Genomic DNA, 13,869 nt, shown 5'->3' with positions numbered 1-13,869 from the left:
TTAGTACATTCTTTGAGATTGGAGCCAGTATGAAAATCCATAAAACTGTGAATCCCGTTGCCTATGAAAACACTTATTACCTGGAAGGGGATCAACACCTAATTGTGGTTGACCCAGGTAGTCATTGGGAATCTATTCGCAAGACTATTGAGAAAATCAACAAACCAGTCTGCGCGATTCTCCTGACCCATACCCACTACGACCATATTATGAGTCTGGACTTAGTTCGCGAGACTTTTGGAAATCCTCCAGTTTATGTAGCAGAGAGTGAAGCTAGCTGGCTTTATACACCTGTAGATAATCTCTCTGGTCTCCCTCGTCACGACGATATGGCAGATGTGGTCGCAAAACCAGCAGAACACACCTTTGCCTTTCATGAAGAATACCAGCTTAAGGAATTTCGTTTTACAGTTCTACCAACCCCAGGGCACTCTATCGGCGGCGTTTCTATCGTCTTTCCTGATGCTCATCTAGTCTTGACCGGAGATGCTCTATTCCGAGAAACCATCGGACGGACAGACCTTCCTACAGGTAGTACGGAACAACTTCTCCATAGCATTCAGACGCAACTCTTCACTCTTCCTAACTACGATGTCTATCCCGGGCATGGTCCAGCTACGACTATCGCTCACGAAAAGACTTTTAATCCCTTTTTCTAGCAAGCAAAAAACCAAGGATAGCATCCTTGGTTTTTGTTTTACCAAATAATCACACGGTCCTCTGGTGAACGCCACATACCATCGCCTTCTTTGACATCATAGGTTGTAAAGAAGTCATCAAAGTTTGGCACTTGGACATTGACACGGAGCTTAGCTGGCGCGTGTACATCGACACTGGCCATGAGTTTCATCAACTCCGGACGGCCTTTCATACGCCAGATACGAGCAAAGTTGTGGAAGAATTCTTCAGCAGAGAAGTCTGGTTCTCTCTTGGCAGCTTCAAGGGCTGCAGCGATCCCTCCTAAGTCGGCAACATTTTCTGATACGGTTAGTTTTCCGTTGATTCTTGCTCCGTAAGATTCTTGACCATCAAACTGGTCGATAACTTTCTGAGTCTTTTCCTTGAAGGCAGCATAGTCATTCTCAGTCCACCAATCCTTGAGGCTACCATTTTCATCAAAGGAAGCACCATTTGTATCAAAGGCATGAGAAATCTCATGGGCAATAACAGCACCAATACCACCATAGTTGGCTGAAGACGACTGATGCAAGTCATAGAATGGAGCCTGTAAAATAGCAGCTGGGAAGACAATCAAGTTCTTCTGAGGATTGTAGTAGGCATTGACCATGTGAGCTGGCATTCCCCACTCCTTGTAATCAACCGGCTGGTTCCACTTGCTCCAGCTGTGCTTGATTTCCACACGCGCAAAGGCTAAGGCATTCTCAAAGAGACTGGCAGTTTCGTCCACTACCTTATCCTTGTAGCGTTCTGGCAATTCCTCTGGATAACCGATATAAGGCTTGATGACATTGAGTTTGACAATGGCCTTGTCACGCGTTTCAGGTGTGAGCCAGTCGTTCTTAGCCAAGCGTTCCTTATAAACATCAATCATAGTCGCTACTTTTTTCTCTACGTCTGCCTTAGCTTCTGGAGAGAATTTTTCATGCGCGTACCAGAGACCAAGGGCTTGCTTGAAAGGACCTTGAGCCAAGTGATAAGCTGCCTTGACCTTGTCCTGAGCTTCTGGAACACCTGAAAGAGCACGACCATAAGCACCTGACAAGACACGAATCTCGTCTGTGAGATAGCTTGTTGAGAGATTGACAACGCCCAAAATCAAGGTTGCTTTAAGTAGAGGCCACGCTTCTTCGCTATAGAATTGGTCTGCTGCTTGCCAGAAACGTTCCTCGTCTACGATAACCTTATCTGGAGTTTGTCCAATCACTGCTTGGAAGAAATCATCCAGAGGTAGGGCAGGGGCAAATTTCTTGAAATCTTCATAAGCGTATGGATGATAGAGTTTGGCATATTCCGAACTTTCTTCGTTTGAAAGCACCACAGCTGCAACTCGACTGTCCAATTCTAATCTCTTCCCTAGTAAGTCTTCGATTTCCTCATCTGAAAAATCATAGGCTTTGAGAAGATTTGCGCTACTTTCCTTCCAAAGAGTCAAGAGCTCCTCACGTTGAGGATGGTCTTCAGCATAGTAGGTTGTATCTGGCAAAATCGTCCCTGGTGCACTGGCCCAGAGAACATTGATTCTGGCATCCATAAAGTCTGGTGAAACACCAAATGGAAGGAAGTTTGGTTTACCAGCTAGTTCAAACTCTGCTAGTTTGCTGGTAAAATCTGCAAAACTTTCTAAGTCTTGGTATTCCTTGAGTAGAGGAAGGACAGGTTTGATCCCCTCTGCTTCCCTCTTATCAAAATCACGTACCATTCGATGATACTTAACAAAGTTTGCAAGGATAGCATCCTCTGGAACATCTTCGCCTTCCAACCACTTGTCCGTAGTTGCTAGCATCAACTCTTCAATTTCCTCATCAAGGTCGATAAAACCACCTGTTCGAGATTTATCAGCTGGAATGACAGCTGTTTTTTCCCATTCGCCATTGATTGCATCATAAAAATCGTCTTGATAACGTGTCATCTTGTTCTCGCTTTCATTTTTCACTTATTCCTAGCTTAGCAAAAAAATCTAGGGAATGCAATCAAAAATGAACTTCTTGTCGGTTTCATTTTATTGTTATTTTATTAAATTTTTTAAAAATTAACTTGACTTAATTTTTTTTTTAATGTATATTAAATACGGGAGGGAGGAATTTGTTATGATACGTATTGAACACCTCAGCGTCTCCTACAAAGAAACGCTGGCACTAAAGGATATTTCACTAGTGCTCCACGGACCAACTATTACCGGAATTATTGGTCCAAACGGTGCTGGAAAATCAACTTTATTAAAAGGTATGTTGGGAATTATCCCACATGAAGGTCAGGCCTTTCTCGACGACAAAGAAGTCAAGAAATCTTTACATCGAGTTGCCTATGTCGAGCAAAAAATCCATATCGACTACAATTTCCCTATCAAGGTCAAGGAATGTGTCTCTCTAGGACTCTATCCATCCATACCGCTCTTTCACACCTTAAAAGCCAGCCACTGGAAAAAAGTGGCAGATGCACTTGAAATCGTTGGACTCTCAGACTATGCTAATCGCCAAATCAGCCAGCTCTCAGGAGGACAATTCCAACGTGTTTTGATTGCCCGTTGCTTAGTGCAGGAAGCTGACTACATCTTTTTAGATGAGCCTTTTGCCGGGATTGACTCGATCAGTGAAGAGATTATCATGAATACGCTGAGAGACCTTAAAAAAGCTGGTAAAACAGTTCTCATCGTCCATCATGACCTCAGTAAAGTCCCCCATTATTTCGACCAAGTTTTGCTTCTCAATCGAGAATTAATAGACCTTGGTCCGACCGAAGAAACCTTTACCGAGGCCAATCTCAAAAAGGCTTATGGTAGCAAACTCTTTTTCAATGGAGGTGACCTATGATAGCAGAATTTATCAATGGATTACAAAATTTCCATTTCCTACAAAACGCCTTGATCACAGCTATTGTCATCGGAGTCGTTGCTGGAGCTGTGGGATGTTTTATCATCCTGCGTGGAATGTCTCTCATGGGAGATGCCATCTCTCACGCAGTTTTGCCTGGCGTAGCCCTTTCCTTTATTCTGGGAATTGATTTCTTTATTGGAGCGATCATCTTTGGTTTGATGGCTTCCATCATCATTACCTACATCAAGGGAAACTCTATCATCAAGAGTGACACTGCCATTGGTATTACCTTTTCATCTTTCTTAGCCTTAGGTGTCATCTTGATTAGTGTTGCCAAGAGTTCGACAGACCTCTTCCATATCCTTTTTGGGAATATCCTCGCTGTCCAAGATACAGACATGTGGATTACCATTGGTATGGGGGCGTTGATTCTTTTGATTATCGGGATTTTCTTTAAACAACTATTGATTACATCCTTTGACGAGCTTTTGGCTAAAGCCATGGGAATGCCCGTCAATTTCTACCACTATCTGCTCATGGTGCTCTTGACTCTTGTGTCCGTCACCGCCATGCAAAGTGTTGGAACTATTCTTATCGTAGCCATGCTGATCACCCCAGCTGCGACGGCTTATCTCTATGCTAATAGCCTAAAGAGCATGATTTTCCTTTCATCAAGTCTCGGAGCCCTTGCTTCTGTTGTGGGACTCTTTATCGGCTATAGCTTAAATCTTGCAGCAGGATCCAGCATCGTGCTCACAGCTGCTAGTTTCTTTCTCATTAGCTTCTTTATCGCTCCAAAACAACGATATTTGAAACTAAAAAATAAACATTTGTTAAAATAAGGGGCAAAGTCCCAATAAATTGGAGGAATCTAATGAAAAAATTAGGTACATTGCTTGTACTCTTTCTTTCCGTCATTGCACTTGTAGCATGTGCTAGTGGGAAAAAAGATGCAGCTTCTGGTCAAAAACTAAAAGTTGTTGCTACAAACTCAATCATCGCTGATATTACAAAGAATATCGCTGGTGACAAGATTGATCTTCACAGTATCGTTCCTGTTGGTCAAGACCCACACGAATACGAACCACTTCCTGAAGACGTTAAGAAAACTTCTCAAGCTGATTTGATTTTCTATAACGGTATCAACCTTGAAACAGGTGGCAATGCTTGGTTTACCAAATTAGTAGAAAATGCCAAGAAAACTGAAAACAAAGACTACTTTGCAGTTAGCGAAGGCGTTGATGTTATCTACCTTGAGGGCCAAAACGAGAAAGGCAAAGAAGATCCACACGCTTGGCTCAACCTTGAAAATGGGATGATTTATGCAAAAAACATCGCTAAACAGCTCATTGCAAAAGACCCTAGCAACAAGGAATTCTACGAAAAAAATCTCAAAGACTATACTGAAAAACTAGACAAACTGGACAAAGAAGCCAAAGAGAAATTTAACAATATCCCTGCTGAGAAGAAACTCATCGTAACCAGCGAAGGATGCTTCAAATACTTCTCTAAAGCTTACGGAGTCCCAAGTGCCTACATCTGGGAAATCAACACAGAAGAAGAAGGAACACCTGAACAAATCAAGACCTTGGTTGAAAAACTTCGCCAAACAAAAGTTCCATCACTCTTTGTTGAATCAAGTGTCGATGACCGTCCAATGAAGACTGTTTCACAAGATACAAATATCCCAATTTACGCACAAATCTTTACTGACTCAATCGCTGAAGAAGGTAAAGAAGGTGACAGCTACTACAACATGATGAAATACAACCTTGACAAGATTGCTGAAGGTTTGTCTAAGTAATCCATTAAAAAACGTCGTTCTCACGGAATTGGCGTTTTTTTACACTTTCCGGTCAAATCATTGGAAAAATCTGACAATTCTAGGTAAAATGAAAGAAAAAAGAATGGAGTAGTTTCATGACCACTTTTCTAGGAAATCCTGTAACCTTTACAGGTAAACAACTACAAGTCGGAGACAAGGCGCTCGACTTTTCCCTCACTACAACCGATCTCTCTAAAAAAACACTATCTGACTTTGATGGAAAGAAAAAAGTTTTGAGTGTTGTCCCTTCTATCGATACTGGTATCTGCTCAACGCAAACACGTCGATTCAACCAAGAACTTGCCAACCTTGATGATACCGTCGTTCTTACTGTTTCTATGGACCTACCATTTGCCCAAGGACGCTGGTGCGGGGCTGAAGGCCTTGACAATGCCATCATGCTTTCAGACTACTTTGACCATTCTTTCGGGCGCGATTATGCCCTCTTGATCAACGAATGGCATCTCCTTGCACGTGCTGTCTTTGTTCTCGACACTGATAATGTCATCCGTTACGTAGAATACGTTGATAACATCAACACGGAACCAGACTTTGAAGCTGCTATTGCTGCAGTGAAAGAACTGGACTAAAATCAAATCCATTAGGGCAGAAGGCTAGAGAAATCTAGCTTTTTTTGATATACTAGATGGAGAGAAAAGACAAGAGGAAACGAATGACGCCAAACAAAGAAGATTATCTAAAATGTATTTATGAAATCGGTACGGAGATGCAAAAAATTACCAATAAAGAAATTGCTGCCCGTATGCAAGTCTCTCCACCTGCCGTAACAGAGATGATCAAACGCATGAAAAGTGAAAATCTCATCCTCAAGGATAAGGAGAACGGCTATCTATTGACAGATATTGGCCTCAAACTGGTCTCAGAACTCTATCGCAAACACCGGTTGATTGAAGTCTTTCTAGTTCACCATCTCGACTATACCAGTGACCAGATCCACGAAGAAGCTGAGGTCCTAGAGCACACTGTATCCGATCTCTTCGTAGAGAGACTGGATAAACTACTGAGATTCCCTAAAACCTGCCCCCACGGTGGAACCATACCAGCTGAGGGAGAACTTTTGGTTGAAATCAATAATCTGCCACTAGCAGCCGTCCAGGAAGCTGGAACCTATCTCCTGACTCGCGTTCATGATAGCTTTGAACTACTCAAATATTTAGAAAAGCACGCAATTCATATCGGTGACCAACTCCAAGTTAAGCAGTTTGATAGCTTTTCCAATAGCTTTACACTGGTCAACAAAGGTGAAGATTTCCAAGTTAGCATCGATATCGCCAAACAACTCTATGTCGAAAAAATCAATTAGCCCCTGATTCCTGAAAGAAATTCCTTTCAGGGATTTTTTATTATTTTAGTTGTAAGTCCCATTCGTTTGGTGTAGAATGAAGGTAGATAAAAGAGGGAGGTCATCCTATGAAAAAGCTCTTTAGACTACACTTCGCAGCCATTGCAGTCTCCGATTTGCTGCTATTTACATTTTTTACCACTAGACCCAAGGCATCTTTGGACTGGCTCCTGCTCTCTGGTTTTATTTTCCTCCTCGCTCAGGGACTACTGTTGTCTCGCTTGGTCTTCCGACTCAAACATCACTTCGCTGAGATTTATCCTCAGATTAACAAAAAGATTCGCTTCTACTATTTAGGGGTTTTCACCATTGATTTTCTATTATTTGTCCTTTTAACCTTCTCTAGTTTTCAGCGATTTTCCTCTCTTATGCCAATCGTCACTTCTTGCCATTCTACTTTTTATTATATGACAGCTAACTACCTAAGAGAAAACTATCTAGACTTTTACGATAAACACATTTCTTCATGGGATTGTCTCTAAACAAAAACCAAGCCGACTGGGCTTGGTTTTCCTATCTATTTTTTGTATCAAGGATAATGGTGACTGGTCCGTCATTGACCAGCTCCACCTGCATATCCGCTCCAAAGATACCTGTCTGAACGGGCACTTCTTGAGCTAATTTTTGATTGAAAGCATCATAGAAGGCAGCTGCCATATCAGGCTTAGCTGCGCCTGTAAAAGCTGGACGATTGCCTTTCTTGGTATCCGCAAAGAGGGTAAACTGAGAAATCGAAAGGATTTCCCCCCCAATATCCTTGACAGACAGATTCATCTTGCCTTCTGCATCTGAAAAAATCCGCATGTTGACAAGCTTTCGGACAGCATAGTCCAGATCTTCCTCTTGGTCCTCTGGTCCAACTCCAACCAGCAATAAGAGTCCCTGATTGACTTTTCCTTGAACCTGACCTTCGATACTCACTTGGGCTTTCTTAACTCGTTGAATGATGATTTTCATAATAGCCTTTCTAGCAACTGAGGGGAGTATTAGCCATTGGTCCGTTTGACAGAGTAGACCTCTGGCACACTTTTAATCTTATCAACTACTGTCGTTAGAGTTGAGAGATTTGAGATGCCAAAGGACACATGGATATTGGCAAATTTCATATCCTTAGTTGGTTGAGCGTTAACGGTTGAGATATTCTTAGTTGTGTTGGAAAGAACTTGCAGAACATCATTTAAGAGACCTGTACGGTTGAGGCCGTAGATATCGATGTGAGCAATATATTCCTTGCTTGAGTATTGGTCTTCCCATTCCACATCAAGGAGACGTTGCTCGTAGTTTTCTTGGGCGCGAAGGTTCATACAGTCCACGCGGTGAATGGCCACACCACGCCCCTTGGTAATGTAGCCGACAATATCGTCACCAGGCACGGGATTACAACACTTAGCAATCCGAACCAAGAGACCTGAGGCTCCCTCAATAATGACACCGCCCTCATGCTTAACCTTGAGCTTCTCCTTATTCTCAACCTTAACTTCGCCACCTTTGACAAGCTCTTCTGCTTCCGCCTTGGCCTTGGCACGTTCTTCCTCACGGCGTTCCTTTTCGGTCAAACGGTTAAAGACGGTAATAGCGCCAATTTCTCCAAAACCAATAGCTGCATAGAGGGCCTCCTCTGTCTTGTAGCTGGTCTTTTGAAGGACCTCGTCCATGTGACGCTTGTCCATGAATTTATTGGCCACATAACCGTTTTCTTGGAACTGGGCCATCAGCATCTCACGGCCCTTGTTAACAGATAATTCCTTGTCTTGATTTTTAAAGAACTGGCGAATCTTGTTGCGCGCCTTGCTGGTCTTGACCATGTTGAGCCAGTCACGACTCGGTCCAAAGGAGTTGGGGTTGGTTATAATTTCAACCTGATCCCCTGTCTTGAGCTTGGTTGTTAGTGGAACCATACGGCCATTGACCTTAGCACCGGTCGCTTTTTCACCGACTTTGGTATGAATTTCATAGGCAAAGTCAATCGGTCCTGAATCTTTTGGAAGGGAGCGGACCGCACCATCTGGGGTAAAAACGTAAATCTCCTCCGCCAGATAGTTTTCTTTAACAGAGTCCACAAATTCCTTGGCATCATCAGCCTGGTCTTGGAGCTCCATCATCTCCTTGATCCAGTTCATCCCAATAGCAGATTCCTTGCTGTTGACCTGCCCTTTAATGCCTTTCTTATAGGCCCAGTGAGCTGCTACCCCGTACTCAGCCACTTCGTGCATTTCCTTGGTCCGAATCTGGAATTCAATCGGCCCTTTTGGTCCATAAACGGTCGTATGGATAGACTGGTATCCATTGGCCTTACGATTAGCGATATAGTCTTTGAAGCGGCCTGGCATGGGTTTCCAAAGTTCATGCACATAACCCAGCATGGCATAGACATCACTCTGGGTATCTAAGATACAGCGAATGGCAATCAGGTCATAAATCTCCTCAAAGCGTTTCTTCTTATCCTGCATCTTGCGATAGATAGAATAGATATGCTTAGGACGACCATAGATTTTCCCTTTGAGATTGCGTTCGGTAGCATAGTCCTCCAACTTGGTTACGACTTCATCGACCAAAGCCTCACGTTCTCTGCGTTTCTCCTTCATCATGTGAGTAATCTTGTAAAACTCAGTTGGATTGAGGTAACGGAAAGATAAATCTTCCAACTCCCACTTGACACTGGAAATCCCTAGACGATGAGCTAGTGGTGCGTAAATTTCCATGGTTTCTCTGGAGATACGTTCTTGCTTGTCCTTTCGCAGGTGTTTGAGAGTCCGCATATTGTGCAAACGGTCCGATAGTTTGACCAAAATAACACGGATATCTTCAGACATGGCCATGAGCATCTTGCGGTGATTTTCAGCCAATTGTTCCTCGAGTGATTTGTACTCAACCTTACCAAGCTTGGTCACTCCATCAACGATAATCCGAACATCATGACCAAACTCACGCTCCAAATCATCCAGTGTCGCATCTGTGTCCTCAACTACATCATGCAAAAAACCACAGGCAACAGTTACGGCATCCAGTTTGAGCTTAGCCAGAATTCCTGCCACTTGGATAGGATGGATAATATAGGGCTCACCTGATTTTCGGTATTGACCACTATGACAATCAACTGCGTAAATCAATGCTTTTTGTACAAAAGCAACGTCTTCCTTTGTTAAATATTCTCTCGTTAAAGCGACTACCTGATCGCCCGTCAAATTCACTTCTTTCGGCATCTATACTCTCCAATTCTTCCTACCATTTTATCACTTTTTTAAGAATATTAAAACTAGAAAAGCCTGTTTTCATGCCGAGCCTGTGCATTTAAAAGAAAAAACACTGCAAGAGAAACTCTGCAGTGCTTTGCTATTCTATTTATCTTAGTAGACTGTTTTTTCAGTTTCTACATCAAAGAAGTGTGCTTTGTTCAAGTCAAATCCAAGTTCAACTGTTGCACCTGTTTGCAAGTAGTCACGAGCATCCACTTTGGCAACAAACTCATCTTTACCAACTTGGCAGTAAAGGTGAGATTCTGAACCAAGCAATTCTGATACAGAGATGGTTGCTTTAACCACTGATTCTGGGAATGTTTCAAGGAAAGCAGGTTCTGCATTCACATCTTCTGGACGAATACCGAAGATCAAGTCTTTTCCTTCGTAGCCTTTGTCACGAAGCACTTTCAAAGCACCTTCTGGAACTTTCAAGCGGAAACCATCAGAAACAATTTCGCTACCAACCAATTTCACGTTGATGAAGTTCATAGCTGGGCTTCCGATGAATCCTGCAACGAACTTGTTAACTGGGTTTTTGTAAACTTCTTGAGGAGTACCGATTTGTTCCACACGTCCGATAGTACCTGTGCCAGCTGGGTTCTTAGTTGCTGACATGATAACGATACGGTCTGCAAGTGTCATCGCTTCTGTTTGGTCGTGGGTTACGTAGATAGTTGTAGCTCCGATACGACGGTGGATTTTCGCAATTTCAGCACGCATAGATACACGAAGTTTGGCATCCAAGTTTGACAAAGGTTCGTCCATCAAGAACACCTTTGCATCACGGACGATGGCACGACCCATGGCAACACGTTGACGTTGACCACCGGAGAGGTCAGCTGGTTTACGATCCAAGAATTCTTTCAAGCCAAGAATCCCAGCAGCTTCTTGTACACGTTTGTCGATGTCTTCTTTGCTGTACTTACGCAATTTTAAACCGAAAGCCATGTTGTCATAAACAGTCATGTGTGGGTAAAGAGCGTAGTTTTGGAATACCATGGCAATGTCACGGTCTTTTGGAGCTACGTCGTTGACAACCACGCCATCGATAGATGCAGTACCTTCTGTAATGTCTTCAAGACCAGCGATCATACGAAGAGTTGTTGATTTACCACATCCTGAAGGACCTACGAAAACGATAAATTCTTTATCTTTGATGTCCAAGTTGAAGTCTTCAACAGAGTAGTGTTCGCTGTTTGGATATTTTTTGTAAATGTTTTTAAGATTTAATTCTACCATGGAAGGTGAACTCCTTTTATTTTTTGATAGTTTTATTATAAATGAAAACGCTTTACATTTCTATGGCAAGGTGACCAAAAAAATAAAAAAGTTCTGTGCAACTTGCACAAAACTTTAGAGAATATCCGGTAAAATCAATTGATAACATAAGGTCAAATCTGTCAATTCTTTTAACTGCAGTCCAGTCAATTCTTCCCATTTATCAATCTTGTATTGGAGAGAATTGCGGTGCAGATAGAGTTGCTGGGCTGTTTTAGTTAGGACAGCACTATTTTCCCAGAGAGAAAGGATAATTTCCTGAATCTGATCCTGATCCAAAATCATCTGGTGTAGGTATTCTTTAATGACTCTCAGGTCCACAAGTCTTTCTCCCATACTCCAAAGATAGAGCTGGGAAAAAGTATGAACACCTTGATGTCCTTGACGCCACCAAGTCTTAAACAAGTCCCGCTCTGCTTGGATTAAATCTGACAGAGCCTGATATCCAGTCTGTGACCAGACCTGCCCCAACATGATAGATAGACGAAGACCAAAGTCGTACTCCACTGCCTCAATCGTATCGGACAAGATTGAGCGAACTGGGCTGTATTTATCTTGCTGGAGAACAAAAACATAGTCCTGAACTCCGACCTGCAACACTGTCTGGCAGTTAGGAAAGAGAGTCTGCATCATATCCAGCCAAGAGGCTAGATTTTCCTGTTGGTAATAGGATAGATGGCAATAAACCAGCTGAAGCTTTTTAAAAGTTTGAGGCGCCTGCCCCTTCCCCTCAATCAGATAGGAATACCAAGGATTGAGCGAACGAGCCTGCTCCTGCTGGGTCAAAAGGGAAATTAACTGCTTTTCACGCTCAGTGAGATTATTCTCTTCCAGTAAAATCCACTGCTGTGAAGACAGAGGAAGAGTAAGATATCCTGGCTTCTCTATCGGCTGATCTGAAATCTGAGCCTCAGGAAACCAGTCTAGTAATTCTTTTGCAAGCATTTCTACTCCTCCACTTTTTGGATGCACCAAGAGATTAAGGTTTCTAAGCGCTCCACATTTTCTGTCAAATGGAGATAGCCCATGACTGCTTCAAATCCAGTAGACATACGATAAGTCACGACATCAGCATTTTTAGCCTTTGTGTGACTATTGGTATTGCGACCACGTTTATAGATTTCTTCTTCTTTTTCCGTAAGGACTTGCTCCTCCAACATCAGGGAAATCAGGCGAGCCTGAGCCTTGGCCGAGACATACTTGGTCGCTTCTTGGTGGAGTTTATTGGGCTTGGTCATGCCTTTGAGGATGAGGTGACGGCGAATATACATGGAATAAACCGCATCCCCTTCAAAAGCTAGCGCAATCCCGTTAATGAGATTGACATCAATCACGTGTCCACCTCACTCCATCCTTGGTATCAAGTAGCTTAATCCCTTGAGCAGCTAGTTGATCACGGATTTGGTCTGCTGTCGCAAAGTCACGATTGACACGCGCTTCTTGGCGTTTTTGAATCAAGGCTTCGATATCTGCATCCAAAACTTCCTCAACAAAGACAATTCCGAAGACTTCTAACATAGCCGCAAGAGCTTCCTTGACAGCTGCATCATAGTTACCCGAGTTAATCCACTTGGCCATTTCAAAGACAACTGTGATACCGTTAGCAGAGTTAAAGTCCTCATCCATAGCCGCCACAAACTTATCTTTAAATGCTTGCAATTCTTGAGCATCTACATTTCCAGTAAATGGTTGCTCATAAGTATTCTTCAGATACTTAAGGTTGGTCTCGGCATCCCGAACTGCTTTTTCCGTAAAGTTGATAGGCTTGCGGTAATGTTGAGTCGCAAAGAAGAAACGAAGGACTTGACCATCGATGGTTTTGAGGGCATCATGAACAGTGATAAAGTTCCCCAAAGACTTAGACATCTTGACATTGTCGATATTGACAAAGCCATTGTGCATCCAGTAGTTGGCAAAAGTCTTACCTGTTTTAGCTTCTGATTGGGCTATTTCGTTGGTATGATGAGGAAACTCTAGGTCAGCTCCACCACCGTGAATATCGATGGTATCGCCCAAAATCTCTGTTGACATAACCGAACACTCGATATGCCAGCCCGGACGACCAGGTCCCCAAGGACTGTCCCAAGAAATCTCACCTGGCTTGGCAGCTTTCCAGAGGGCAAAGTCCACAGGATTTTCCTTACGAGCCGTTTCTTCATCTGTTCGACCTGAAGCACCCAGCTCCAAATCTTCCAAGGTTTTATTGGCTAACTTAGCATAGTTGTGAGATTTTTCCACACGGAAATAGACATCCCCTTGGCTCTCGTAAGCAAAGCCTTTTTCAATCAAGTCAGCGACAAAACGAATGATGTCCTCCATAAACTCTACTACACGTGGATGGCAAGTCGCAGGTTTCACGCCCAAGTCCGTCACATCCTCACGAAAGGCCGCAATGTACTTGTCCGCAACCTCCTGAGGCGTGATGCCTTCTTCCTTGGCGCGATTGATAATCTTATCATCCACATCCGTGAAATTTGAAATATAGGTAACCTCATACCCACGGTATTCAAAGTAGCGACGAATGGTATCAAAGGCTACCGTCGATCGGGCATTCCCCACGTGGATATAGTTGTAGACGGTTGGCCCACAGACATACATCTTAACCTTACCGTCCTCGATTGGGACAAATTCTCGCAAATCACGAGACATGGTGTCATAGATTTTAATCAT

14 protein-coding genes are annotated in these 13,869 nt (G+C 43.1%); 7 read left to right on the top strand and 7 right to left on the bottom strand.

The genetic code is table 11. The features are described 5' to 3' along the window. Positions 1-29 precede the first annotated feature (29 nt). Entirely contained in the window at positions 30-659 is a 630-nt protein-coding gene (locus HMPREF9188_RS03110) for an MBL fold metallo-hydrolase (RefSeq protein WP_000690839.1), read from the top strand. Positions 660-697: 38 nt separating this feature from the next. Here the strand turns inward: HMPREF9188_RS03110 and HMPREF9188_RS03105 are convergent, their stop codons facing one another. Beyond that, the gene (locus HMPREF9188_RS03105) at positions 698-2,590 is read right to left on the bottom strand and encodes a M13 family metallopeptidase (protein ID WP_009729881.1); all 1,893 of its coding nucleotides are present in this window, start codon (positions 2,588-2,590) and stop codon (positions 698-700) included. 178 nt (positions 2,591-2,768) lie between these two features. On the opposite strand from HMPREF9188_RS03105, the gene HMPREF9188_RS03100 reads away from it, so the two are divergent. The 6 genes from HMPREF9188_RS03100 to HMPREF9188_RS03075 all read left to right on the top strand — a co-directional run bounded on the left by HMPREF9188_RS03100 (position 2,769) and on the right by HMPREF9188_RS03075 (position 7,164). Next, a complete protein-coding gene (locus HMPREF9188_RS03100) occupies positions 2,769-3,491 on the top strand; it encodes a metal ABC transporter ATP-binding protein (protein WP_009729880.1) in 723 nt (240 codons plus the stop codon). Beyond that, positions 3,488-4,336 carry a metal ABC transporter permease gene (locus HMPREF9188_RS03095; RefSeq protein ID WP_000559797.1) on the top strand — a complete coding sequence of 283 codons (849 nt, stop codon included), beginning with the start codon at positions 3,488-3,490 and terminating at the stop codon, positions 4,334-4,336. Before HMPREF9188_RS03100 ends, HMPREF9188_RS03095 begins: the two co-directional genes overlap by 4 nt. A gap of 32 nt (positions 4,337-4,368) precedes the next feature. Continuing rightward, the gene (locus HMPREF9188_RS03090; RefSeq protein WP_000733079.1) at positions 4,369-5,298 is read left to right on the top strand and encodes a metal ABC transporter substrate-binding protein; all 930 of its coding nucleotides are present in this window, start codon (positions 4,369-4,371) and stop codon (positions 5,296-5,298) included. A 116-nt stretch (positions 5,299-5,414) separates the two neighbouring features. Continuing rightward, positions 5,415-5,909 carry a thiol peroxidase gene (gene tpx / locus HMPREF9188_RS03085; RefSeq protein WP_009729879.1) on the top strand — a complete coding sequence of 165 codons (495 nt, stop codon included), beginning with the start codon at positions 5,415-5,417 and terminating at the stop codon, positions 5,907-5,909. An 83-nt stretch (positions 5,910-5,992) separates the two neighbouring features. Further along, complete coding sequence (locus tag HMPREF9188_RS03080; protein WP_009729878.1) at positions 5,993-6,643, top strand: metal-dependent transcriptional regulator; 651 nt, start codon at positions 5,993-5,995, stop codon at positions 6,641-6,643. 107 nt (positions 6,644-6,750) lie between these two features. Further along, on the top strand, positions 6,751-7,164 hold the full coding sequence (locus HMPREF9188_RS03075) for a hypothetical protein (protein ID WP_009729877.1): 414 nt from the start codon (positions 6,751-6,753) through the stop codon (positions 7,162-7,164). A gap of 31 nt (positions 7,165-7,195) precedes the next feature. Here the strand turns inward: HMPREF9188_RS03075 and dtd are convergent, their stop codons facing one another. The 6 genes from dtd to cysS form a co-directional block, all read right to left on the bottom strand. Further along, the gene (gene dtd / locus HMPREF9188_RS03070) at positions 7,196-7,639 is read right to left on the bottom strand and encodes a D-aminoacyl-tRNA deacylase (RefSeq protein WP_009729876.1); all 444 of its coding nucleotides are present in this window, start codon (positions 7,637-7,639) and stop codon (positions 7,196-7,198) included. A 29-nt stretch (positions 7,640-7,668) separates the two neighbouring features. After that, the gene (locus HMPREF9188_RS03065) at positions 7,669-9,885 is read right to left on the bottom strand and encodes a RelA/SpoT family protein (protein ID WP_009729875.1); all 2,217 of its coding nucleotides are present in this window, start codon (positions 9,883-9,885) and stop codon (positions 7,669-7,671) included. 144 nt (positions 9,886-10,029) lie between these two features. Further along, on the bottom strand, positions 10,030-11,160 hold the full coding sequence (locus HMPREF9188_RS03060) for an ABC transporter ATP-binding protein (protein WP_009729874.1): 1,131 nt from the start codon (positions 11,158-11,160) through the stop codon (positions 10,030-10,032). Positions 11,161-11,274: 114 nt separating this feature from the next. Continuing rightward, complete coding sequence (locus tag HMPREF9188_RS03055; protein WP_009729873.1) at positions 11,275-12,144, bottom strand: helix-turn-helix domain-containing protein; 870 nt, start codon at positions 12,142-12,144, stop codon at positions 11,275-11,277. A 2-nt stretch (positions 12,145-12,146) separates the two neighbouring features. Continuing rightward, the gene (locus HMPREF9188_RS03050; RefSeq protein WP_009729872.1) at positions 12,147-12,533 is read right to left on the bottom strand and encodes a Mini-ribonuclease 3; all 387 of its coding nucleotides are present in this window, start codon (positions 12,531-12,533) and stop codon (positions 12,147-12,149) included. After that, a complete protein-coding gene (gene cysS / locus HMPREF9188_RS03045) occupies positions 12,526-13,869 on the bottom strand; it encodes a cysteine--tRNA ligase (RefSeq protein WP_009729871.1) in 1,344 nt (447 codons plus the stop codon). Before cysS ends, HMPREF9188_RS03050 begins: the two co-directional genes overlap by 8 nt.

This window comes from Streptococcus sp. F0441, from assembly GCF_000314775.2.
Classification (GTDB): domain Bacteria; phylum Bacillota; class Bacilli; order Lactobacillales; family Streptococcaceae; genus Streptococcus.
This window is presented reverse-complemented; position numbering and strand designations above follow the sequence as displayed.

What these genes read in the sequence shown, in the direction of transcription:
- HMPREF9188_RS03055 (WP_009729873.1), bottom strand. Translation starts at nt 12,144, where the DNA reads ATGCTTGCAAAAGAATTACTAGACTGGTTTCCTGAGGCTCAGATTTCA.
- HMPREF9188_RS03090 (WP_000733079.1), top strand. Translation starts at nt 4,369, where the DNA reads ATGAAAAAATTAGGTACATTGCTTGTACTCTTTCTTTCCGTCATTGCA.
- HMPREF9188_RS03060 (WP_009729874.1), bottom strand. Translation starts at nt 11,160, where the DNA reads ATGGTAGAATTAAATCTTAAAAACATTTACAAAAAATATCCAAACAGC.
- HMPREF9188_RS03095 (WP_000559797.1), top strand. Translation starts at nt 3,488, where the DNA reads ATGATAGCAGAATTTATCAATGGATTACAAAATTTCCATTTCCTACAA.
- HMPREF9188_RS03100 (WP_009729880.1), top strand. Translation starts at nt 2,769, where the DNA reads ATGATACGTATTGAACACCTCAGCGTCTCCTACAAAGAAACGCTGGCA.
- tpx (WP_009729879.1), top strand. Translation starts at nt 5,415, where the DNA reads ATGACCACTTTTCTAGGAAATCCTGTAACCTTTACAGGTAAACAACTA.
- HMPREF9188_RS03065 (WP_009729875.1), bottom strand. Translation starts at nt 9,885, where the DNA reads ATGCCGAAAGAAGTGAATTTGACGGGCGATCAGGTAGTCGCTTTAACG.
- cysS (WP_009729871.1), bottom strand. Translation starts at nt 13,869, where the DNA reads ATGATTAAAATCTATGACACCATGTCTCGTGATTTGCGAGAATTTGTC.
- HMPREF9188_RS03110 (WP_000690839.1), top strand. Translation starts at nt 30, where the DNA reads ATGAAAATCCATAAAACTGTGAATCCCGTTGCCTATGAAAACACTTAT.
- dtd (WP_009729876.1), bottom strand. Translation starts at nt 7,639, where the DNA reads ATGAAAATCATCATTCAACGAGTTAAGAAAGCCCAAGTGAGTATCGAA.
- HMPREF9188_RS03080 (WP_009729878.1), top strand. Translation starts at nt 5,993, where the DNA reads ATGACGCCAAACAAAGAAGATTATCTAAAATGTATTTATGAAATCGGT.
- HMPREF9188_RS03105 (WP_009729881.1), bottom strand. Translation starts at nt 2,590, where the DNA reads ATGACACGTTATCAAGACGATTTTTATGATGCAATCAATGGCGAATGG.
- HMPREF9188_RS03075 (WP_009729877.1), top strand. Translation starts at nt 6,751, where the DNA reads ATGAAAAAGCTCTTTAGACTACACTTCGCAGCCATTGCAGTCTCCGAT.